General features: G+C 56.0%; 18 protein-coding genes. 12 read left to right on the top strand and 6 right to left on the bottom strand.

The features are described 5' to 3' along the window. Positions 1-32: 32 nt before the first annotated feature. Together ACO0LO_RS00475 and ACO0LO_RS00470 are read right to left on the bottom strand one after the other, a co-directional pair. Positions 33-1,058: a zinc-binding dehydrogenase gene (locus ACO0LO_RS00475; protein WP_422962232.1), complete on the bottom strand. Its 1,026-nt coding sequence runs from the start codon at positions 1,056-1,058 to the stop codon at positions 33-35. Positions 1,059-1,067: 9 nt separating this feature from the next. Continuing rightward, on the bottom strand, positions 1,068-1,520 hold the full coding sequence (locus tag ACO0LO_RS00470) for a nuclear transport factor 2 family protein (RefSeq protein ID WP_422962231.1): 453 nt from the start codon (positions 1,518-1,520) through the stop codon (positions 1,068-1,070). Between the two features lie 99 nt (positions 1,521-1,619). Here ACO0LO_RS00470 and ACO0LO_RS00465 point away from each other — a divergent pair, with 99 nt between their 5' ends. Beyond that, a complete protein-coding gene (locus ACO0LO_RS00465; RefSeq protein ID WP_422962230.1) occupies positions 1,620-2,537 on the top strand; it encodes an AraC family transcriptional regulator in 918 nt (305 codons plus the stop codon). 120 nt (positions 2,538-2,657) lie between these two features. On the opposite strand, the gene acnA is transcribed toward ACO0LO_RS00465, so the two are convergent. The 4 genes from acnA to ACO0LO_RS00445 all read right to left on the bottom strand — a co-directional run bounded on the left by acnA (position 2,658) and on the right by ACO0LO_RS00445 (position 8,259). After that, complete coding sequence (gene acnA, locus ACO0LO_RS00460; RefSeq protein WP_422962229.1) at positions 2,658-5,378, bottom strand: aconitate hydratase AcnA; 2,721 nt, start codon at positions 5,376-5,378, stop codon at positions 2,658-2,660. 117 nt (positions 5,379-5,495) lie between these two features. Beyond that, a complete protein-coding gene (locus tag ACO0LO_RS00455) occupies positions 5,496-6,032 on the bottom strand; it encodes a hypothetical protein (RefSeq protein ID WP_422962228.1) in 537 nt (178 codons plus the stop codon). Positions 6,033-6,095: 63 nt separating this feature from the next. Next, positions 6,096-7,067, bottom strand: coding sequence for an HpcH/HpaI aldolase/citrate lyase family protein (locus ACO0LO_RS00450; RefSeq protein ID WP_422962227.1), 972 nt, complete (start codon positions 7,065-7,067; stop codon positions 6,096-6,098). A 202-nt stretch (positions 7,068-7,269) separates the two neighbouring features. Further along, positions 7,270-8,259, bottom strand: a complete 990-nt coding sequence (locus tag ACO0LO_RS00445) for a malate dehydrogenase (RefSeq protein ID WP_422962226.1) — start codon at positions 8,257-8,259, stop codon at positions 7,270-7,272. A gap of 491 nt (positions 8,260-8,750) precedes the next feature. Between ACO0LO_RS00445 and ACO0LO_RS00440 the strand changes: the two genes are divergently transcribed. The 11 genes from ACO0LO_RS00440 (at position 8,751) to lpdA (ending at position 21,216) form a co-directional block, all read left to right on the top strand. Next, complete coding sequence (locus ACO0LO_RS00440; RefSeq protein ID WP_422962225.1) at positions 8,751-9,578, top strand: GntR family transcriptional regulator; 828 nt, start codon at positions 8,751-8,753, stop codon at positions 9,576-9,578. 169 nt (positions 9,579-9,747) lie between these two features. Then, entirely contained in the window at positions 9,748-10,155 is a 408-nt protein-coding gene (gene sdhC / locus ACO0LO_RS00435; RefSeq protein WP_422962224.1) for a succinate dehydrogenase, cytochrome b556 subunit, read from the top strand. Continuing rightward, the gene (gene sdhD, locus ACO0LO_RS00430) at positions 10,155-10,523 is read left to right on the top strand and encodes a succinate dehydrogenase, hydrophobic membrane anchor protein (RefSeq protein WP_394779455.1); all 369 of its coding nucleotides are present in this window, start codon (positions 10,155-10,157) and stop codon (positions 10,521-10,523) included. The genes sdhC and sdhD overlap by 1 nt, the downstream gene beginning before the upstream one ends. A 2-nt stretch (positions 10,524-10,525) precedes the next feature. Beyond that, positions 10,526-12,301 (top strand): succinate dehydrogenase flavoprotein subunit, encoded by a 1,776-nt coding sequence (sdhA, locus tag ACO0LO_RS00425; protein WP_422962223.1) that lies wholly within the window; start codon positions 10,526-10,528, stop codon positions 12,299-12,301. Between the two features lie 22 nt (positions 12,302-12,323). Then, positions 12,324-13,034 carry a succinate dehydrogenase iron-sulfur subunit gene (locus ACO0LO_RS00420; RefSeq protein WP_422962222.1) on the top strand — a complete coding sequence of 237 codons (711 nt, stop codon included), beginning with the start codon at positions 12,324-12,326 and terminating at the stop codon, positions 13,032-13,034. A gap of 225 nt (positions 13,035-13,259) precedes the next feature. Then, on the top strand, positions 13,260-13,529 hold the full coding sequence (locus ACO0LO_RS00415) for a succinate dehydrogenase assembly factor 2 (RefSeq protein WP_422962802.1): 270 nt from the start codon (positions 13,260-13,262) through the stop codon (positions 13,527-13,529). A 61-nt stretch (positions 13,530-13,590) separates the two neighbouring features. Continuing rightward, the gene (gene gltA, locus ACO0LO_RS00410; RefSeq protein WP_422962221.1) at positions 13,591-14,898 is read left to right on the top strand and encodes a citrate synthase; all 1,308 of its coding nucleotides are present in this window, start codon (positions 13,591-13,593) and stop codon (positions 14,896-14,898) included. Between the two features lie 310 nt (positions 14,899-15,208). Continuing rightward, a complete protein-coding gene (locus ACO0LO_RS00405) occupies positions 15,209-18,064 on the top strand; it encodes a 2-oxoglutarate dehydrogenase E1 component (protein ID WP_422962220.1) in 2,856 nt (951 codons plus the stop codon). A gap of 60 nt (positions 18,065-18,124) precedes the next feature. Continuing rightward, positions 18,125-19,414 (top strand): 2-oxoglutarate dehydrogenase complex dihydrolipoyllysine-residue succinyltransferase, encoded by a 1,290-nt coding sequence (gene odhB / locus ACO0LO_RS00400; protein WP_422962219.1) that lies wholly within the window; start codon positions 18,125-18,127, stop codon positions 19,412-19,414. Beyond that, positions 19,414-19,746 carry a PspC domain-containing protein gene (locus ACO0LO_RS00395; protein WP_422962218.1) on the top strand — a complete coding sequence of 111 codons (333 nt, stop codon included), beginning with the start codon at positions 19,414-19,416 and terminating at the stop codon, positions 19,744-19,746. The genes odhB and ACO0LO_RS00395 overlap by 1 nt, the downstream gene beginning before the upstream one ends. 42 nt (positions 19,747-19,788) lie before the next feature. Then, entirely contained in the window at positions 19,789-21,216 is a 1,428-nt protein-coding gene (gene lpdA, locus ACO0LO_RS00390; protein WP_422962217.1) for a dihydrolipoyl dehydrogenase, read from the top strand. Positions 21,217-21,301: the final 85 nt, after the last annotated feature.

Genomic DNA, 21,301 nt, shown 5'->3' with positions numbered 1-21,301 from the left:
ACTCATCTTATTAATAAGGAGTGAGATGCGTTTTAAATGGTAATGACGACACGGCCGAGAATTTCGCCCGCTTCCAGCGCCCTGTGCGCTGCGCCTGCCTCGCTGAGCGGATAAGTCCGGTCAAGATGGACCCGTAGTTTGCCGGCATCCACGAGCCGTGAAATTTCTTGCAGCACCCTGGTCTGGCGCATGCGGTAAGCGTGATTTGCCGTTACCTGCGGCAAGCCTATATTCACGAATTTGACGCTGATGTTTTTGTATTCTGCCGCCATGTTGTTTCCGGATGGCCAGTCGGCAACCACGGTGTTCACCAGTGTGCCGTAGGGTGCTACCAGATCCATGCTGCTTGCAAAATTATCCCGGCCCACGTAATCAAGCACGACATCGGCACCGTCCTTGCCGCTCCATGCGGCTACGGCCGATGCCACGTCTTCGTTCCTGTAGTTGATCACCAGTTCTGCGCCCAGTGAATGGGCCAGTGCCTGTTTGGCGCCACTGCTGACGGTGGTTGCCACCCGCGCACCGCGCAACAGAGCCAACTGGATGCTGATGTGGCCGACGCCGCCGGCGCCACCGTGCACGAGCACAAAATCTCCTGGTTTCACGTCGGCACGTTCCATCACTGCTTCCCATGCAGTCAGCGCGACTACTGGCAGTGCGGCCGCGGTGATAAAGTCCAGTGTCTCAGGTTTTTTTGCAAGATAGTGGCCGTTGATCAGTTTGTATTCAGCGTAGCTGCCATGCCGGTCGGCGTAGCCGCCGTCGTAATACCAGACCTCGTCCCCGGGACGGATGTCGGTGATGCCGGGGCCGACGGCTTCGACGATGCCTGTGCCGTCCATACCGGGTACGCTGAATTGCTGGCGGCCGTCGCCAGCGGCATAGGGTGGGGCACCGGCTTGCCGCACCTGGCAATCGCCAGGATTCACGCCGGCCGCGATAATTTTCACCAGCACATCGTTTGCATCGGATAGACAGGGCTTATCGATGTCGTGCATCCGCAGCACCTCCGGCCCACCCGCTTCCGCGATGGTGATTGCTTTCATTTTTTTCAGCATGCCTGCGCCTCAGTTTCCATGTGAGTTCTGGATCGCCAGAATGGTGCGGGTAAGGTCCATCGTGCGGATGAGCCAGTCGCCGCTGTGTTTTTCCAGGGTTTCTTCATAGTGGCCGTAGCCATGCAGCGAACGGAACGGGCCCGGCACGCCGTCGGGAAAGATGATGCGGTCTTCCATCGACCAGATGACACGTGCAGTGTCCGCCGGAAGCAGTTCAATTTCGGGGTTGTGCACCTGATGGATTGTTTGTGCTTGCTGCAGCATGTCTGCCGTCAATGCAATGAAAGCGTCACGCTCGGTGAATTCATGTGTCAGCGCACCGTCGGTGCCGTGAAAGCGCAACTGGACCTGCTGCGTAAACATGGCTCGCAGGCTATCCCATTGTTTGTGGTCAATCAGCCGGCAATAGCGGGCCTTGGCCTGGCGAATTTCTTCCAGGGCGCTCAGTTGTTGCGTATCCATACGTTCTCCTTCTGTGAGCAAGGATCATATCTGCTAGTATTTGTACTTTCTATGCCAGTTAGTGCGCATTTAATGTCAGATCGTACAAAGGAGTCAAAAATGGATCCTCTATCGGAAGTATTCAGCAGCATGCGTGTCACTGCGGCTGTTTCCACCCGGCTGGAAGCCACTGCGCCTTGGGGATGGCGTTCGGCGGGTGAGCCGGATAGCAGGATTACCTTTGTACTGGTGCAGCGTGGCGAAGCGGTGCTGAGTGCAAAAAGCCATGCTGCGCCGATACGCCTGTTGGCCGGCGATGTCTTTATATTGTTTGATGAAGACCCGTATACGATGATGGATGACCCCGCGTCGGCGGTAGTGGATTGTTCCGTGGTGGAGGAGCACCGGATCGGCAATGTGATCCAGTTCGGCGGCGGCGGTGTGCCTACGACCTTTATCAGCGGTTCTTTCGCTGTTGATCATCTGGAAGCCAAGCCGATTCTGTCTGTATTGCCCAAAATACTGCACCTGAAGCTGGAGCAGGTGCAAAGCAGGGCATTCCAGGCAGTGCTGGAATTGCTGTCGAATGAGCTTGAGCAATCGGGCCTTGCTGCGGAAGCGACGATAGTCCGCCTGTACGAGATCCTGTTTGTCTACGCTATCCGGGCCTATGCCGAAACCGATGCATTGCCTGAGGGGGGCTGGCTGGCCGCAATTTCGGATAAGCAGCTGGGCAAGGCCGCCAGGGCGATGCATGCGCGCATGGATCAGCATTGGTCGCTACAGACGCTGGCAGATCAGGCGGCTATGTCCAGGACTGCGTTTGCGACCAAATTCAAGACGACGGTAGGTCAGACTCCACTGGAATACCTGACGCATTGGCGCATGCACAGGGCCAGGCTGCTCATGCGCAAGGGTTCACATTCACTATTGCAGGTCGCGCAGGCGGTAGGCTACGACTCCGAGAGTTCTTTCAGCCGGGTATTCAAGCAGGCCACCGGCATGTCTCCCGGCGCTTTCAGGCGGCATGCCGGTTAGCAATGCAGGTCGTACCGGTAGTTGAGTGGAATAAAAAAGGCTGGATTTCTTGCGAAATCCAGCCTTCTTGCTTGCCGCCGCTCTGGCGGCAAGCAGCTACATTGTCAGTTTATTGTTAGCTTATGCAGCCAGCAACTGACGCAGAACGAACGGCAGGATGCCGCCGTGTTTGTAGTAGTCGACTTCGATAGGTGTATCGATGCGCAGCAGCACTTTGACTTCCTGTTTCTGGCCGTTGACGCGATTGATCACCAGAGTCACTTCCTGCTGTGGCTTGATGTCGTCTTCGATGCCTTTCAGGTCGTAGCTTTCTTCGCCGGTGATGCCCAGTGTCTGCACACTATCGGTACCCAGGAACTGCAACGGCAATACGCCCATACCGACCAGGTTGGAGCGGTGGATACGTTCGAAAGAACGCGCAATCACTGCCTTGACGCCCAGCAGCTGCGTGCCTTTGGCTGCCCAGTCGCGGGAGGAGCCTGTGCCGTATTCTTCACCGCCGAAAATCATGGTCGGCACGCCGTCTGCAACATACTTCATCGCTGCATCGTAGATGGACATTTCTTCACCAGCCGGCTGATGAATGGTGATGCCGCCTTCTACGCGGGAACCGTCGATCTTCGCAGGGATCATCAGGTTTTTGATGCGGACGTTGGCGAAGGTGCCGCGCATCATGATTTCATGGTTGCCGCGGCGTGAGCCGTAGGAATTGAAATCGGCTTTCAGTACGCCGTTTGCCTGCAGCCATTTACCTGCCGGGCTGGATTCCTTGATCGCGCCCGCCGGAGAAATATGGTCGGTCGTGATGGAATCGCCGAATACGCCCAGTGCGCGCGCAGCGGTGATGCCGGTTGCAGCGGCCTTCGGCTCCATCGTGAAGTCGGCAAAGAAAGGCGGCTCGGCGATGTAGGTGGACTTAGGCCAGTTGTAGACCTGGCCTTCGGCCACGCCCTTGATGTTTTCCCACAGCTTGCCCGGTGCGCCCTTGACGTCGGCGTAGTTGTCCTTGAAGGTTTTGGAGTTCATCGCAAACTTCATCAGCTTGGCAATTTCTGCGCTGGTTGGCCAGATATCGCCCAGGAAGATGTCCTTGCCTTTGACGCGGCCTACAGGCTGGGTCATCAGGTCGGTGGTCATGTTGCCTGCGATGGCGTAGGCAACGACCAGCGGAGGGGAGGCCAGGAAGTTGGAGCGGATGTTCGGATGGATCCGCGCTTCAAAGTTGCGGTTGCCGGACAATACGGCAGACGCGACGATGTCGTTGGTGACGATTGCATCGTTCATTGCAGGCGTCAGGTCGCCGGCATTGCCGATACAGGTCGTGCAGCCGTAAGCAGTGACGCCGAAGCCGAGTTTTTCCATGTATGGCAGCAGGCCGGCCGCTTCCAGGTACTTGGTAACGACGCGGGATCCGGGAGCCAGCGAAGTCTTGATATGCGGCGATACTTTCAGGCCGGCTTCCACTGCTTTTTTGCACAACAGGCCGGCAGCCAGCAAGACGCTAGGATTGGACGTGTTGGTGCAGGAAGTGATGGCGGCAATCAGAACGTCGCCGTTTTTGACTTTGACGCCGTCTGCATTGACGTATTCAGCATCCAGGTCTTCCACTTTCTTGTTGAAGCCATTTTCCGAAGTAGGCTTGCTGAACAGGTCTGCAAACGTGGAGCGGACATTGCCGATCTCGATACGGTCTTGCGGGCGTTTCGGGCCGGCCAGGGATGGTGCTACTGTGTCCAGGCTCAGGGATACTTCGGTGGTGTAGTCGATGTCGCCGGCATTAGGAATGCCGAACATGTTCTGCGCCTTGAAGTAGCCTTCGAATGCGGCGATTTCTGCTTTGGTGCGGCCTGTGCCTTCGAAGTATTCGATGGTTGCTTCATCCACAGGGAAAAAGCCCATGGTCGCGCCGTATTCCGGTGCCATGTTGGCGATCGTGGCGCGGTCTGTCAGCGTCAGCGAACGTGTGCCTTCGCCGAAGAATTCGACGAACTTGCCTACTACTTTGGCCTTGCGCAGCAATTCAGTAATGGTCAGCACCAGATCGGTTGCGGTAACGCCTTCACGCAGCGCGCCTGTCAGGTGTACGCCGACGACGTCCGGTGTCAGGAAGTAGACAGGCTGGCCCAGCATGCCGGCTTCTGCTTCAATACCACCCACGCCCCAGCCGACTACGCCGATGCCGTTGATCATGGTGGTGTGGGAATCGGTGCCCACCAGTGTATCCGGATAGTAAACTTCGTCTTTACCGTCCTTCATCTTGTGCACGCCGCGTGCCAGGTATTCCAGGTTGACCTGGTGGACAATGCCGAAACCTGGAGGAACCACGCCGAAGGTGTCAAATGCCTGCATGCCCCATTTCATGAACTGGTAGCGTTCATTGTTGCGGGAGAATTCCAGCTTCATGTTCAGGTCCAACGCTTTTTTCTCGCGGAAGTGATCGATCTGCACAGAGTGATCAACCACCAGATCCACCGGCACCAGAGGTTCGATGTTTTTAGGCTTCTTGCCCATTTTGGCGGCGACGTTGCGCATTGCGGCCAGATCGGCCAGCAAAGGCACACCGGTGAAATCCTGCAGTACAACGCGGGAAACCACGAAAGGGATTTCATCGGTGCGGGCTGCAGTTGCGCCCCAGCTTGCCAGCTGCTTCACATGCTCTTCGGTGACTTTTTTGCCGTCGCAGTTACGCAGCACGGATTCCAGCACGATACGGATGGAGACCGGCAAGCGGGAAATATTGATGCCCAGTTTCTTTTCCAGAGCAGGCAAAGAATAGAGCGTGCCTGTTTTTGTATCTGAAATCTTGAAATCTTTCAGGGTTTTAAATGCATCTTGGCTCATGGCTGTTCCTTATTATACAAATCGATGATCGAAAAACATGCTTACTACCAGGGTTAAATCCAGTATCAAATATGATGCCCTAAATACTAAACTTTAATTATTACATCCGTACAAAATCTACTTGGTTTGCGGCTGTTCCGGTGCCTTCGCTGCGGCAGAAACTGCAGCAGGCGGTTCTGCCTTTGCCTGCGCGACGACCGGTTCCGGTGTCTTGCATTCATTCGCCAGCTGCTGGCCGCGGATAGAATCCAGCAACATGCCTTTAGCAGGGATGCCTATCCATACCAGGCCGGCTTTTTTGTTTTCAAAGCGCTTGGCGCCGGTCGTAGTGTCAACGCGGGTCAGCCGGTACAGGCGTTTTTTCCAGCGCATCGCAACGTGTTTTTCATCATCCACGTTGGTATATAGCGTGATGAAATTGCCGAGTTCGCATTTATATTCAAATGTTACGCTCTGGCCGACGTCGGGTTCCATGTCATCTTCATCCTGTGCCGCAGGTGCTTCGGCAGGCTTTGCCGCCGGTTTGGCTTTTGCCTTGGATTTGGCTTTTGCTGCCGGCTTGTCCGTGCTGGTTTGTGCCAGTGCGCTTGCCTGCATGCCCATCACGCCTGATGCTACAGCCAGGCATGCCAATAATTGGTAAATCTTCTTCACTGCTTTCTCCTCAAAACCTTGGTAGGTCGTTTCTTTCATTCGGTTTGGAACTGCTTGCGCGCCCTATAGTAGCTTAAGCGCTGCTTCCGGCAAGGAAAGCCGGCTCAGGTGGGCGCGTTTCAATAGCATCCAAAAATAGCGGTAACTGGCCCTGTCGTGCAGGCGGCCATGGAGTTGTATTGGTCCCCAGTTCTCTTGCTGGGCTGTGGTCAGGATGGCGATTGCCTCGTTGACTTCCGCGCTGCGCGGCGAAAGTGCCTTGATGATGGGTTTGATCTGGTCGGGATGGATGCTCCACATCCTGGTGTAGCCGCATTCCAGCAGTGCGCGCGTTGCGTCGCCTGCGACAATGGCAGTGTCCTTGATTTCTGTTGTTACATTATGCGACGGCACTTTGCCGAAGTGATGGCAGGCAGCGGCGATTTCCAGTTTGGCGCGCATCACCAGCGGATGGCTGAACTGCCCCGGCGAACGCATCGCATTGGAAGGGATTGCACCGAAATGCGACGACACGAAATCCATGATGCCGAAAGACAGGCATTCTACCTGCGGCAAGGCGGCAATTTGTTGGGCCTCGGCCAGCGCACCATGGGTTTCTATCAGTACATGCACAGGCAGGTTGCCGCTGCCAGAGGGTGCGGCATAGGCATTGATCTTGTCGATTGCCTGTCTTGCCTGAACTGCGCTTTCCACTTTGGGCAAAACGACGTAGGCCAGCTTGGGAGCAGCAGAAGGCAGGATCAAGGAAAGATCCTGTTCGAAAAAAGGGCTGCCGGCATCATGCACGCGTACGCCGATGCGCTTGAAGGTATTCTGTTCTGAGTTGACGAGGTCTGCAACGAGCTGCGCATGGGCCGCTTCGTTGCCGGCTGCTGCGCCGTCTTCGCAATCGAAGGTGATATCAAACACGGCAGCGAGATCGTTCTGCAGCTGCATCGACTTGCGCATCAGTTTTTCCGAGCCGGCATAGTGGTCGCAGACCGGTAGAAATACCGGTTGCAACTGGTCCTGGAATAACACGGTGGAAGGATGCATCAGTCGGTTGGTCGTGTAGGTAAGCGCTTGATTGCGTAAATTAGCTGTGTAAATTAACTATGTAAGACTTGGAGTAGTGCTCGAATATATTTCGGGTAATGCTTAAAACGCAGGCTGTTTCAGGTAAAACTGCCGAGCCTAAAAATTCGGCGGATATGCTGCAGTGCCGGGCACGCAAGCATATCCGCCTGACGCTGGAGGTTTAACCTACCAGGTGTTTGACGCCGTCGCGTTCTTCTTGCAGTTCCTTGAGCGTGACGTTGATACGTTCGCGGGAGAACTCGTCGATTTCCAGGCCCTGAACGATTTTGTATTCGCCGTTTTCGGTAGTGACAGGGAAGCCGAACATGGTGCCTTCAGGGATGCCGTAGGAGCCGTCGGACGGGATACCCATGGTGGTCCACTTGCCGTTGGTGCCCAGAACCCAGTCGCGCACATGGTCGATTGCCGCATTCGCTGCCGACGCTGCCGAAGACAGGCCGCGCGCTTCGATGATTGCTGCGCCGCGTTTGCCGACTGTCGGCAGGAAGGTGTCCTTGTTCCATACCTGGTCGTTGATCAGGTCCTTGACAGGCTGGCCGTCCACGGTGGCGAAACGGTAGTCGGCATACATCGTTGGCGAATGGTTGCCCCATACGCACAGTTTTTCGATGGCAGCGACAGGTTTGCCCAGTTTGGCCGCAACTTGCGACAGTGCGCGGTTGTGGTCCAGACGCAGCATGGCGGTAAAGTTTTTCGCAGGCAGGCTAGGCGCGGATTTCATCGCGATGTAGGCGTTGGTGTTGGCTGGGTTGCCGACCACCAGTATTTTGACGTTGCGGGAAGCGACTGCATCCAGCGCCTTGCCTTGCACGGTAAAGATCTGTGCGTTGGCTTCCAGCAAGTCTTTGCGTTCCATGCCAGGGCCGCGTGGGCGCGCGCCAACCAGCAGGGCGACGTCGATATCCTTGAATGCCGTCATAGGATCGCTGTGGGCAGTCATGCCGGCCAGCAACGGGAATGCGCAATCGTCGATTTCCATCATGACGCCTTTCAGCGCCTTTTGTGCTTTTTCGTCAGGGATTTCCAGCAATTGCAGGATGACCGGCTGGTCTTTGCCCAGCATGTCGCCATTGGCAATACGGAACAGCAGGGAATAACCAATTTGGCCAGCAGCGCCTGTTACAGCCACGCGCATAGGGGATTTCGCCATGATGCATCTCCAAAGTAGGGTAAAACGATGTTAACGAGGGCTAGAGGCTGGCTGCGGTAGTGTGCCTGGCAAGCCAGGGCGCATCGCGCAGCCGGTCACAGCTCTCTAAAAATCCGTGCCTGTGCAGATAAACCAGGCAAGCAAACACATAATGATACCGTTGAAAATCGGCCTAGTCAGCCAAATTCAGGAGCACAAACAAAAAATGACAGCCCGGACGAGCCGGGGTGTCAATTGGGGTGATCCGATTTTCTAGCTTTAACATTGCTTGTGTTCGAACTATAGTGCTTGATGAATCTGCGTTTCAATCTTGATCCGGCCGGGATGGCGGCGCTGAAAGCGCGTCGCCGAAAAACGTGCGGGATAATTCTAACCGGAGTTTAGGTTGCCTGCACTTAAGTGTCAATGAATATCTTATGTCTTATATAAGACATATCACTTGTCACTTTGTTCTGGACTAAACAGGGGGTTTTGTGGTGAAATTGCAGTCTATGAATTCTATCGCGCCACCTGCCAACAACCAGAATAATAATGCCGCCGGTGCTGGAGCCGGTTCCGGGGGCGCGAATTCCATCACTTCTTCCTCGGTGTCATCATCGGCATCGCCGACCTTCAGCCCGCTGTACCAGCAGATCAAGGCATTGATCACGCAGGGACTGCAGTCGGGGGAGTGGAAACCGGGCGAGCTGATTCCGAGCGAGATTGAACTGGCAGGGCGCTTCAAAGTCAGCCAGGGCACGGTGCGCAAGGCCATTGACGAGCTGTCGGCAGAAAACCTGGTGGTGCGCCGGCAGGGCAAGGGCACCTTCGTTGCCACCCACCATGAAGCGCGCTCGCAATTCCGCTTTTTGCGCCTTGTGCCGGACGGCGGTGTGCCGCACTATCCTGAAAATAAAATTATCGAAGTAAAGCGCCTGAGGGCGCCGGCCGAAGTGGCGCGCCTGCTGGATATCAAGTCTGGCGACTCGGTTGTGTTCATCCGCCGCGTGCAGTCTTTTTCCGGCATACCTACCATCCTGGATGACCTGTGGTTGCCGGGTGCGATCTTCAAGGGGTTGACGGCGGAGCGTCTGAATGAATACAAGGGGCCGATGTACGGCTTGTTCGAAACCGAATTCGGCACGCACATGATCCGTGCTTCGGAAGAGATTCGCGCAGTCTGCGCCGACGAGGTCGCTTCCGAATTGCTGCAGGTGGAGAAGGGCGCGCCTTTGCTGAATGTGGAGCGCGTTTCCTTTACTTACGGCGACAAACCGGTGGAGTTGCGCAGGGGGCTGTATCTGACCAGCGAGCACCATTACAGGAACGAGCTCAGCTAATCATAGTGCTGTCACCGCACAAAATTGGTGAAAGGCAATTCGCATATTCGAAATTAGGACTAAGATATCGGTATTTTGCGGATTTCGGGCTTTTTTTGTTGGTGCATCGCATCAAAATAGGCGAAAATTGCAAAGTTCGTTTACAGACTAGTTAATGGGGAGATTATTTATGTCTGAAGTTGTGAAACCTAAGCCGCGATTTGGTGTAATGCGGCTGACAGATGCGGCCAGTTACAGGCTGCCGTTAGCCGGATTTGTCTCCATATTGCACCGCATCAGCGGACTGCTGATGTTCGTATTGCTGCCGTTCATTCTGTACCTGCTCGACAAGAGCGTCACGTCGGAAAATTCATTTTCCTATTTCCAGGCTTTTACCTCAAACGTCTTCGTCAAGCTGGTCATCCTGGCTTTGTCGTGGGCTTACCTGCATCATTTTTGTGCGGGCATCCGCCATTTGTTCATGGATCTGCACGTGGGCCTGGACAAAAATAGTGCGCGCCAATCCGCCGTCGGCGTACTGGTGATCAGCCTGGTTCTGACCGCGCTGGTAGCGTTGAAATTGTTTGGAGCATTCTGATGGCAAATAATAATATCGGCCCTAACCGCCTCGTCGTAGGCGCGCATTACGGCCTGCGCGACTGGCTGGCGCAACGCGTCACCGCGATCGTCATGGCGCTGTACACCGTGCTGCTGCTGGTGCTGTTCCTGACCGGAAGTAATTTTACTTATGAGGGCTGGGCCGGCATTTTCGCAATGCAGTGGTTCAAGCTGGCGACGTTCGCCGTGTTCGTCTGCCTGTTCTATCACGCCTGGGTCGGTATGCGTGATATCTGGATGGATTACGTAACGCATTCTGTCGCTCTGCGTCTGGTATTTCAAGTTGCCACTATCCTGTGGCTCGTCATTTGTGTCGGATATGCGGCACAGATTCTGTGGAGAGTGTAACCGTGGCAGCAATTAAATCCACAATTCCATCCCGCCGCTTCGATGCGGTCATCATTGGTGCTGGCGGTTCCGGCATGCGCGCTTCGCTGCAATTGGCAGAAGCCGGCCTGAACGTCGCCGTACTGTCCAAGGTATTTCCTACCCGCTCGCACACTGTTGCTGCGCAAGGCGGCATTGGCGCCTCGCTCGGCAATATGTCGGAAGACAGCTGGTACTGGCACATGTTCGATACCGTCAAGGGCTCCGATTACCTCGGCGACCAGGACGCGATCGAATTCATGTGCCGCGAAGCGCCGAAAGTCGTATACGAGCTGGAGCATTTCGGCATGCCTTTCGACCGCAATGCCGATGGCACGATTTACCAGCGTCCGTTCGGCGGACATACCGCCAACTTCGGTGAAAAACCGGTGCAGCGCGCTTGCGCCGCAGCCGACCGAACCGGCCACGCATTGCTGCACACGCTGTATCAGCGCAATGTGCGCGCGCGCACCCATTTCTTCGTGGAATGGATGGCGATCGACTTGATCCGCGATGCAGCCGGCGATGTGCTCGGCGTAGTGGCGCTGGAAATGGAAACCGGCGAAGTCATGATGCTGGAAGCCAAAACGACGATTTTTGCAACCGGCGGCGCAGGCCGTATCTGGGCTGCTTCGACCAATGCCTTCATCAATACCGGCGACGGCATGGGCATGGCGGCGCGCGCAGGCCTGCCGCTGGAAGACATGGAGTTCTGGCAGTTCCATCCTACCGGTGTTGCCGGTGCGGGCGTGCTGATTACTGAAGGCGTGCGCGGCGAAGGCGGTATCCTGGTGAACAGCCAGGGCGAGCGCTTCATGGAGCGCTATGCACCTACCTTGAAAGATCTGGCTCCGCGCGATTTCGTATCGCGCTCCATGGACCAGGAAATCAAGGAAGGTCGCGGCTGCGGACCGAACAAGGATCACGTGATGCTGGATCTGCGCCATATCGGCGCCGACACCATCCAGAAGCGCCTGCCGTCCATCCTGGAAATTGCGCACAAGTTTGCCAACGTCGATGCGACCAAGGAGCCTATCCCTGTCGTGCCGACCATCCATTATCAAATGGGCGGCATTCCAACCAATATCCACGGCCAGGTCATCGCGCCTAAAAACGGTAGCAGCGAGATCGTCAACGGTCTGTATGCGATCGGCGAATGCGCCTGCGTATCGGTGCACGGCGCCAACCGCCTGGGTACCAATTCGCTGCTGGATCTGCTGGTGTTCGGCCGTGCTGCGGGCAACCACGTGGTGGCAAGCAAGCTCAAGGAACGCAGCAACAAGGATCTGCCTGCCGATGCAGCCGATCTGGCGCTGTCGCGTTTGTCCAAGCTGGAAAACAGCACCGGCGGCGAGCGCGTGCAGGATGTGGCTAATGCCATCCGCAAGACCATGCAGCATCACTGCGGCGTGTTTCGTACCGACGAATTGCTGCAGGAAGGCTACAAGGAAGTCATGGAGCTCGATGAGCGCCGTAAGCATGTTTCCTTCAAGGATAAGTCCAAAGTGTTCAACACCGCACGTGTAGAAGCGCTGGAGCTGGACAACCTGATCGAAACCGCGAAGGCAACCATTACCTCCGCCGCTGCCCGTAAAGAATCGCGCGGCGCGCATGCGCACCGCGATTACGAAAAGCGCGACGACGAAAACTGGATGAAGCACACGCTGTGGTATTCCGAAGGCAACCGCCTGGATTACAAGCCAGTCAATCTCAAGCCGCTGACAGTGGAAACATTCAAGCCTAAGGCACGTACATTCTAAGAGAAATTCGAAGAGAACCCATATGGCACGCACACTCAAATTTAAAATCTACCGCTACGATCCGGACAAGGATGCAAAGCCTTACATGCAGGATCTGACCGTGGAGTTGCAAGACACGGACAAGATGCTGCTGGACGCGCTGCAACGCATCAAGGCCGACGTGGATGATTCGCTGGCGTTGCGCCGCTCATGCCGTGAAGGCGTGTGCGGTTCCGACGCGATGAATATCAACGGCAAAAATGGTCTGGCCTGCACCACCAACCTGAACGAACTGTCCGAGCCTATCGTCTTGCGTCCTTTGCCGGGCCTGCCTGTCATCCGCGACCTGATCGTTGACATGACGCAGTTCTTCAAGCAATACAATTCGATCAAGCCTTACCTGATGAATGAATCAATTCCTCCGGAAAAAGAGCGTCTGCAGACTCCTGCGGAACGCGAAGAGCTGGACGGCCTGTATGAGTGCATCCTGTGCGCCTGCTGCTCGACGTCGTGCCCGTCTTTCTGGTGGAATCCGGACAAGTTCGTCGGCCCGGCCGGCCTGCTGCAGGCCTACCGCTTCATCGCCGATTCGCGCGACGAAGCAACGGGTGCCCGCCTGGACAATTTGGAAGATCCGTATCGCCTGTTCCGCTGTCATACCATCATGAATTGCGTGGACGTTTGCCCTAAAGGCCTGAATCCTACCAAGGCAATTGGCAAGATCAAGGAACTTATGGTTCGCCGCGCTGTATAACACCACGAGAGCGGAATCCGGCAAGCTGGATTCCGCCCTTATTTCATGCGGTTTTTGGCGTGTTGGCTAGCGCCGGTGAATCTGTGGGCGGGGAAGCGAATACCGGAGATTTCTTTCCGGTAAAGTAGAAGGGATGTCCCAAACTTCGAAAACGCCTTCGCAGTAGAATGCCGTACAGGTTCCAAGAATTGCATGAAATATGCATAGAGATTGAAGAAGCAAAGTATGTCGATAAGCCATCAAAGTGATCCCGTCAAACGTGCCCGTCTCCGGTGGCGCGCCCGTCGCGGACTTCTGGAAAATGATCTGATACTGACTCGTTTCCTGGATGCCCACGAGGAATCCCTGACGGATGATGAGGTGGATGCATTCAGCCGCCTGATGGAGCTGTCCGATAATGTTTTGATGGATCTGATCTTGGCGAAAAAGCAGCCGGAAGGGGAGGTCGATCTTCCGCATGTCCGGACCTTGCTGCTACGCCTGCAAGCCGCATGAAATACGGGAATGAATCTTTTCGTGTTTTTTTTGATTAACGTCTCACCTCTAGGGAAGAGCCATGACTAACTCAGAAACAAAAGCAACCCTATCTTTTTCCGATGGTTCCCCATCGCTGGAAATGCCTATTTACAAAGGCACGGTTGGCCCTGATGTAATCGATATCCGCAAGCTGTACGGCGCTACCGGCATGTTCACCTATGACCCGGGCTTCATGTCCACCGCGGCGTGCAATTCTTCCATTACCTATATCGACGGCGACAAGGGCGAGTTGCTGTATCGCGGTTACCCGATTGAGCAACTGGCAGTCAATGGCGGCGATTTCATGGAAACCTGCTACCTGCTGCTGAACGGCGAATTGCCGACTGCTGCGCAAAAAACTGAATTCGTCGACACCGTGACCAAGCACACAATGGTGCACGAACAGATGCAATTCTTCTTCCGCGGCTTCCGCCGCGACGCGCATCCGATGTCGGTACTCGTTGGCACAGTCGGCGCGCTCGCATCGTTCTACCATGATTCGCTGGACATCAATGACCCGCATCACCGCGAAGTATCCGCGATCCGCCTGATCGCCAAGATGCCTACGCTGGTTGCAATGGCGTATAAATATTCGATCGGCCAGCCTTTCGTCTATCCACGCAATGACCTGTCGTACAGCGCGAATTTCATGTACATGATGTTCTCCAATCCGTGCGAGCCATACAAGGTCAACGAAGTGCTGGTGCGCGCGCTGGACCGTATCCTGATCCTGCATGCAGACCACGAGCAAAATGCGTCGACATCGACCGTGCGCCTGGCTGGCTCCTCCGGCGCCAATCCTTTCGCCTGTATCGCAGCCGGCATCGCCTGCCTGTGGGGCCCTGCCCATGGCGGCGCGAACGAAGCAGCGCTGGATATGCTGACCAAAATCGGTAGCGTGGACAACATTCCTGAGTTTATCAAGCAAGTCAAAGACAAGAACTCCGGCGTCAAATTGATGGGCTTCGGTCACCGTGTTTACAAAAACTACGATCCGCGCGCCAAACTGATGCGTGAAACTTGCTACGAAGTGCTGCAAGAACTGGGTCTGCAAGACGATCCTCTGTTCAAGCTGGCGATGGCGTTGGAAAAAATTGCGCTGGAAGATGAATACTTCGTCTCCCGCAAACTGTATCCGAACGTCGACTTCTACTCCGGCATCGTGCAGCGCGCCCTGGGTATTCCAACGTCGCTGTTCACCGGCATCTTTGCGCTGGCACGTACAGTAGGCTGGATCGCGCAATGGAAAGAAATGATTTCTGATCCAGAACAAAAAATCGGCCGCCCACGCCAGTTGTTCGTCGGCTCGCCAACCCGCAAAGTGCCGCCTATCGCGGAACGCGGTTAATTCGGCCTGTGCAAAGCTGCTACGCACAGAATGAATGAGGAGTAGAATAAGCGGGCCTTGATGGCTCGCTTTTTTTTTGCGTAGTGTGCTATGCTTCGGCACGATAGAGAAATTTTAGATCCACCATCATTTTTAATTCAAAAAAATTATCGTTTTAGCATCAGAAATGAAATTTTTGATTTGAGAATGGGGTTGTTTGAAAAAAGCCCTTCCCCACAACTTGATGTGCAATCCGCTAACCGGTCAGGCCGTGTCGCGGAAGGTTAGATTAACCCGCTAATCTCGCGAAACGCGAAGAAAGGTGAGCAAGATGATGCAACAATATAACGCCAACTCCTACCTGTTCGGCGGCAATGCGCCGTACGTCGAGGAGTTATACGAAGCGTATCTCAATAATCCCGGCTCGGTACCCGACAACTGGCGCGCATATTTCGATGCGATGCAAAATGTCCCTGCGGTAGACGGCTCCGCCAAACCCGACGTAGCACATGCGCCTGTAATCGCCTCGTTCGCCGAGCGCGCCAAGCAAGGTCCTGTCCGGGTTACTGCCGGTGCAGACAGCGCTGAAATGGGCCGCAAGCGTGTCGCAGCGCAGCAATTGATCGGCGCGTACCGCTTCCTGGGCAGCCACTGGGCCAACCTGGATCCACTGCAACGCCAGGAACGTCCTTCTATCCCTGAGCTGGAACCAAGCTTCTACGGTTTTACCGATGCCGACATGGATCTGCAGTTCAATATCAGCCATACCTATTTTGGCGGTGAAACTGCATCCCTGCGCGATTTGCTGAATGCCTTGCGTGATACCTACTGCCGTTCCATCGGTGCAGAATTCATGTACATCAGCGATCCTACCGAGAAACGCTGGTTGCAACAAAAGCTGGAATCCATCCGTTCCACGCCTGCATTTTCTGTAGAAAAGAAAAAACACATCCTGGACCGGCTGACCGCAGCCGAAGGCCTTGAGCGCTATTTGCATACCAAGTATGTAGGCCAAAAACGTTTCTCGCTGGAAGGTGGCGAAAGCTTCATCGTTTCCATGGATGAGACTATCCAGCGCGCAGGCGAACGCGGCGTGCAGGAAATCGTTATCGGCATGGCCCACCGCGGCCGTCTGAACGTGTTGGTCAATACACTGGGCAAAATGCCGCAAGACCTGTTTGCCGAGTTCGAAGGCAAGCACGGCGACGACCTGCCTGCAGGCGACGTCAAATACCACCAGGGTTTCTCGTCCGACATCTCCACCCCAGGCGGCCCGGTCCACCTGTCGCTGGCGTTCAACCCATCCCATCTGGAAATTGTTAATCCAGTGGTCGAGGGTTCCGTCAAGGCGCGCATGGAACGCCGCGGCGACAAGGACGGCGCGCAGGTTCTGCCTATCCTGGTACACGGCGATGCTGCGTTTGCAGGGCAGGGCGTAGTCATGGAAACCCTGAACCTGGCGCAGACCCGCGGTTACGGCACGGGCGGCACGGTACATATCGTGATCAACAACCAGATCGGTTTCACGACTTCCGATCCGCGCGATTCCCGCTCCACACTGTACTGCTCCGACGTGGTAAAAATGATCGAAGCGCCGGTACTGCACGTGAATGCGGATGATCCAGAAGCCGTAGTCCTGGCGACGCAAATCGCGCTGGACTACCGCCTGGAGTTCAAAAAAGACGTGGTCGTGGACATCATCTGCTACCGTAAACTGGGCCACAACGAGCAGGATACGCCTGCACTGACCCAGCCGCTGATGTACAAGAAGATTGCGCAGCACCCAGGCACCCGCAAGATGTATGCGGACAAGCTGACGGCGCAAGGTACGATCGCGGCAGACGGCGGCGACCAGATGGTCAAGGCTTTCCGCGATGCGATGGATGCCGGCAAGCACACGGTCGATCCTGTCATCTCCAACTTCAAGAACAAGTATGCGGTAGACTGGATTCCTTTCCTGAACCGCAAGTGGACCGATGCTGCCGATACCGCCGTGCCAATGACGGAACTGAAGCGTCTGGCAGAGCGTATTACGACAGTGCCTGAAGGCTTCAAGCCGCATAGCCTGGTAGAAAAAGTATTGGGCGACCGTGCCACCATGGGCCGCGGCGAGATGAACCTGGACTGGGGCATGGGCGAACACCTGGCCTACGCTTCGCTGGTATCGTCCGGCTACGGTATCCGCCTGACCGGCCAGGATGCCGGCCGCGGTACGTTCGTGCACCGCCATGCGGTATTGCATGACCAGAACCGTGAACGCTGGGATGCAGGCACGTATATTCCCCTGCAAAACATTTCCGATAACCAGGCGCCATTCACGGTCATCGACTCGGTGCTGTCAGAAGAGGCAGTGCTCGGCTTTGAATACGGCTACTCCACAGCGGAACCGAATACGCTGACGATCTGGGAAGCGCAGTTCGGCGATTTCGCCAACGGCGCCCAGGTGGTAATCGACCAGTTCATCAGCTCCGGCGAAGTGAAGTGGGGCCGCGCGTCCGGTCTGGTGATGATGCTGCCGCACGGTTACGAAGGCCAGGGTCCGGAGCACTCCTCCGCGCGTCCTGAGCGTTTCCTGCAACTGTGCGCGGACAACAACATGCAAGTGGTGCAGCCTACATCGGCCGCACAGATTTTCCACTTGCTGCGCCGCCAGATGATCCGCATGTTCCGCAAGCCGCTGGTGATCATGACGCCGAAGTCGCTGCTGCGTAACAAGGACGCCGGTTCACCGTTGTCCGAGCTGGCCAAAGGCAGCTTCCACACCGTCATCGGCGAAGTGGACGACAAGATCGATCCTAAGAAAGTGAAACGCGTTATTGCCTGCTCCGGCAAGGTCTACTACGACCTGGTCAACGCTCGCAAGGAACGTGCACAGCACGATACGGCGATTGTGCGTATCGAGCAGCTGTATCCTTTCCCGCACAAGAGCTTTGTTGCTGAATTGAAGAAATTCCCGAATCTGGCTGAATTGGTTTGGGCGCAGGATGAGCCGCAGAATCAGGGACCTTGGTTCCAGATCCAGCACAATATTTTTGAAAGCCTGGAAGATGGCCAGAAGCTGGCCTATGCTGGTCGTCCGGCAAGTGCGTCGCCTGCTGTCGGTTATTACGACAAGCACTATGCACAGCAAAAAGCATTGCTGGAAACTGCATTTTCCAAACTCAAGGGCTTTGTCCTGACCAAATAATGACACCGCGGTGCGCCGGAAGCCGGTGCGCCGCAGGTTTACACCGAAACGGAGAGAAATATGGCAATTATCGAAGTAGTAGTTCCGCAGTTATCGGAGTCCGTCGCAGAAGCGACACTGTTGCAATGGCATAAAAAAGTAGGCGAATCAGTCGGCCGCGATGAAAACCTGATCGACGTAGAAACCGACAAGGTCGTGCTGGAATTGCCTGCGCCTGCAGCTGGCGTAATTACGCAGATTATCAAGCCGGACGGCAGTACTGTCGTTGCCGGCGAAATCATCGCCACGATCGATACGGAAGGCTCTGCCAAAGTCAGCCCGATGGAAGTATCGGCTGCGCCTGCCGCAACGGCATCGGCAACAGTAGCTGCCGTACCTGCCGCTGACCCGGTTGCCGCTGCGATCAATGCGCTGGCCTCCAAGGCTTCCGCTGGCGTTGCAATGCCGGCCGCTGCAAAAATCCTGTCTGAAAATAATCTGGCAGCAGGCCAGGTCGATGGCACCGGCAAAGATGGCCGCGTGACCAAGGGCGACGCATTGGGCGCAGTTGCCAACAAGGCAGCGACTCCGGCGGTTGCTCCTATCGCTGCGCCGGCTGCAAAACCTGCGCTGCAACAGGTTGCCGCTCCCGCGGCGCCTAATCTGGGCGACAGGCCGGAAGAACGCGTACCGATGAGCCGCCTGCGTGCACGTATCGCGGAACGCCTGATCCAGTCGCAATCGACCAACGCCATCTTGACGACCTTCAATGAAGTCAACATGCAGCCCGTGATCGACTTGCGCAACAAGTACAAAGACAAGTTTGAAAAAGAGCACGGCGTCAAGCTGGGCTTCATGTCCTTCTTCGTCAAGGCAGCGGTTGCAGCACTGAAGAAATACCCTATCATCAATGCTTCCGTTGACGGCAACGACATTGTGTACCACGGCTACTTCGATATCGGTATCGCAGTCGGCTCCCCACGCGGCCTGGTAGTGCCTATCTTGCGCAATGCGGACCAGATGTCCATCGCTGAAATCGAGAAGAAAATCGGCGAATTCGGCAACAAGGCAAAAGAAGGCAAGCTGACATTGGAAGACCTGACAGGCGGTACGTTCTCGATCTCCAACGGCGGCACTTTCGGTTCCATGCTGTCCACGCCTATCATCAACCCGCCGCAATCCGCGATCCTGGGCGTGCATGCGACCAAAGACCGCGCGGTAGTGGAAAACGGCCAGATCGTGGTGCGTCCGATGAACTACCTGGCGATGTCTTACGATCACCGTATCATCGATGGCCGTGAAGCGGTACTGGGCCTGGTAGCAATGAAGGAAGCGCTGGAAGATCCAGCACGCCTGTTACTGGACCTGTAATGTCCATCTCAGACGAAATCAAACGTCTGCACGAGCTGCATCTGTCGGGAGCACTGACAGATGCAGAGTTCGCGCAAGCCAAGGAAAAACTGCTGGCGTCCATTGGCGCCGATGCGTCTTACGCCTCCGGCGACGATCCGCTGAATCAGCTCGGCAAATTCCGCCGCTCCCGCAGCGACCAATGGCTGGGCGGCATCTGCGGGGGCCTGGGAAAATTCACCGGGCTGGAATCCTGGGTGTGGCGTTTGATTTTTGTCTTGTTCACATTCTATTTCGGCGTCGGCGTGGTGGCGTATATCCTCGCGTGGATATTCGTCCCGGAAGAAGCCTGAAGCTGAGAATGTGATCCTCACCAGAAAATATGGGATAAATCCATGAGCAAACAATTTGATGTCGTCGTAATCGGCGGCGGCCCTGGCGGCTATGTCGCAGCAATCCGTGCTGCGCAATTAGGTTTTTCCACTGCATGTATCGATGCATGGACCAATGACAAGGGCGGCCCGGCGCTGGGCGGCACTTGCACCAACGTCGGCTGCATTCCCTCCAAGGCGCTGTTGCAATCGTCCGAGCACTATGAGCATGCCGGCCATTCCTTTGCCGACCACGGCATCGAAGTCAAAGGCTTGGGCCTGGACGTAGGCAAGATGCTGGCGCGCAAGAGCACCATCGTCAAACAGAATAATGACGGCATCGTCTATCTGTTCAAGAAAAACAAGGTGACTTCTTTCCTCGGCCTGGGTTCTTTTGTCAAGGCAGCTGAGGGCGGCTATGAAATCAAGGTTGCCGGCAAAACCGAAGAAACCATCATCGGCAAGCACATCATCGTAGCCACCGGTTCCAATGCGCGCGCATTGCCGGGCGCCGCTTTCGATGAGAAGCTGATCCTGTCCAATGACGGCGCGCTGGCAATCGGCGGCGTGCCGAAGAAGCTGGGCGTTATCGGCGCCGGCGTCATCGGCCTGGAAATGGGTAGCGTATGGCGCCGCCTGGGTGCGGAAGTCACCGTATTGGAAGCACTGCCGGTGTTCCTCGGTGCCGTGGACGAGCAGATCGCCAAGGAAGCGCACAAGCTGTTCACCAAGCAAGGCTTGGCGATCAGCCTGGGTGTCAAGATAGGCGACATCGTCACCGGCAAGTCGGACGTGACAGTCAACTATACCGATGAGAAGGGCGTAGCGCAGAAAGCCGTATTCGACAAGCTGATCATCTCGATTGGCCGCACCCCGAATACCAACGGCCTGAACGCCGAAAGCATAGGCCTGAAGCTGGATGAACGCGGCTTTGTTGCCGTGGACGGCGATTGCAAAACCAACCTGCCTAACGTATGGGCAATCGGCGACGTGGTGCGCGGCCCCATGCTGGCGCACAAGGCGGAAGAAGAAGGCGTGGCCGTGGCAGAACGTATCGCGGGCCAGCATGGCCATGTGAACTTCAACACCATTCCCTGGGTTATTTATACCTCGCCGGAAATCTCCTGGGTCGGCCGCACCGAGCAGCAGCTGAAGGCGGATGGCGTTGCCTACAAGGCAGGCACTTTCCCGTTCATGGCCAATGGCCGAGCACGCGCGCTGGGTGACACTTCCGGCATGGTGAAAATGCTGGCGGATGCGAAAACCGACGAAATCCTCGGCGTGCACATTATCGGCCCTATGGCGTCGGAACTGATTGCAGAAGCCGTGGTAGCGATGGAGTTCCGCGCGTCTTCGGAAGATATTGCCCGTATCTGCCACGCCCATCCTTCGCTGTCGGAAGCGACGAAGGAAGCAGCGCTTGCCGTTGACAAGCGTGCATTGAACTTCTGATGTAGTACTTGCCGGCGTCCCGGGGAGGAATGCCGGGCGCCGGAATATCGCCGCTGAGTCGCTTTCTGCCAGCGGCTTTCTTGTT

The sequence above is a fragment of the Undibacterium sp. TJN25 genome, from assembly GCF_049339885.1.
Taxonomy (GTDB): domain Bacteria; phylum Pseudomonadota; class Gammaproteobacteria; order Burkholderiales; family Burkholderiaceae_D; genus Undibacterium.
This window is presented reverse-complemented; position numbering and strand designations above follow the sequence as displayed.

Excerpts from the sequence above, each read along its gene's own strand:
- ACO0LO_RS00420 (WP_422962222.1), top strand. The coding sequence starts at position 12,324 with ATGGCACGCACACTCAAATTTAAAATCTACCGCTACGATCCGGACAAG.
- ACO0LO_RS00405 (WP_422962220.1), top strand. The coding sequence starts at position 15,209 with ATGATGCAACAATATAACGCCAACTCCTACCTGTTCGGCGGCAATGCG.
- ACO0LO_RS00465 (WP_422962230.1), top strand. The coding sequence starts at position 1,620 with ATGGATCCTCTATCGGAAGTATTCAGCAGCATGCGTGTCACTGCGGCT.
- gltA (WP_422962221.1), top strand. The coding sequence starts at position 13,591 with ATGACTAACTCAGAAACAAAAGCAACCCTATCTTTTTCCGATGGTTCC.
- sdhC (WP_422962224.1), top strand. The coding sequence starts at position 9,748 with ATGTCTGAAGTTGTGAAACCTAAGCCGCGATTTGGTGTAATGCGGCTG.
- ACO0LO_RS00440 (WP_422962225.1), top strand. The coding sequence starts at position 8,751 with ATGAATTCTATCGCGCCACCTGCCAACAACCAGAATAATAATGCCGCC.
- lpdA (WP_422962217.1), top strand. The coding sequence starts at position 19,789 with ATGAGCAAACAATTTGATGTCGTCGTAATCGGCGGCGGCCCTGGCGGC.
- ACO0LO_RS00415 (WP_422962802.1), top strand. The coding sequence starts at position 13,260 with ATGTCGATAAGCCATCAAAGTGATCCCGTCAAACGTGCCCGTCTCCGG.
- ACO0LO_RS00450 (WP_422962227.1), bottom strand. The coding sequence starts at position 7,067 with ATGCATCCTTCCACCGTGTTATTCCAGGACCAGTTGCAACCGGTATTT.
- ACO0LO_RS00475 (WP_422962232.1), bottom strand. The coding sequence starts at position 1,058 with ATGCTGAAAAAAATGAAAGCAATCACCATCGCGGAAGCGGGTGGGCCG.
- acnA (WP_422962229.1), bottom strand. The coding sequence starts at position 5,378 with ATGAGCCAAGATGCATTTAAAACCCTGAAAGATTTCAAGATTTCAGAT.
- odhB (WP_422962219.1), top strand. The coding sequence starts at position 18,125 with ATGGCAATTATCGAAGTAGTAGTTCCGCAGTTATCGGAGTCCGTCGCA.
- ACO0LO_RS00470 (WP_422962231.1), bottom strand. The coding sequence starts at position 1,520 with ATGGATACGCAACAACTGAGCGCCCTGGAAGAAATTCGCCAGGCCAAG.
- ACO0LO_RS00445 (WP_422962226.1), bottom strand. The coding sequence starts at position 8,259 with ATGGCGAAATCCCCTATGCGCGTGGCTGTAACAGGCGCTGCTGGCCAA.
- sdhD (WP_394779455.1), top strand. The coding sequence starts at position 10,155 with ATGGCAAATAATAATATCGGCCCTAACCGCCTCGTCGTAGGCGCGCAT.
- ACO0LO_RS00395 (WP_422962218.1), top strand. The coding sequence starts at position 19,414 with ATGTCCATCTCAGACGAAATCAAACGTCTGCACGAGCTGCATCTGTCG.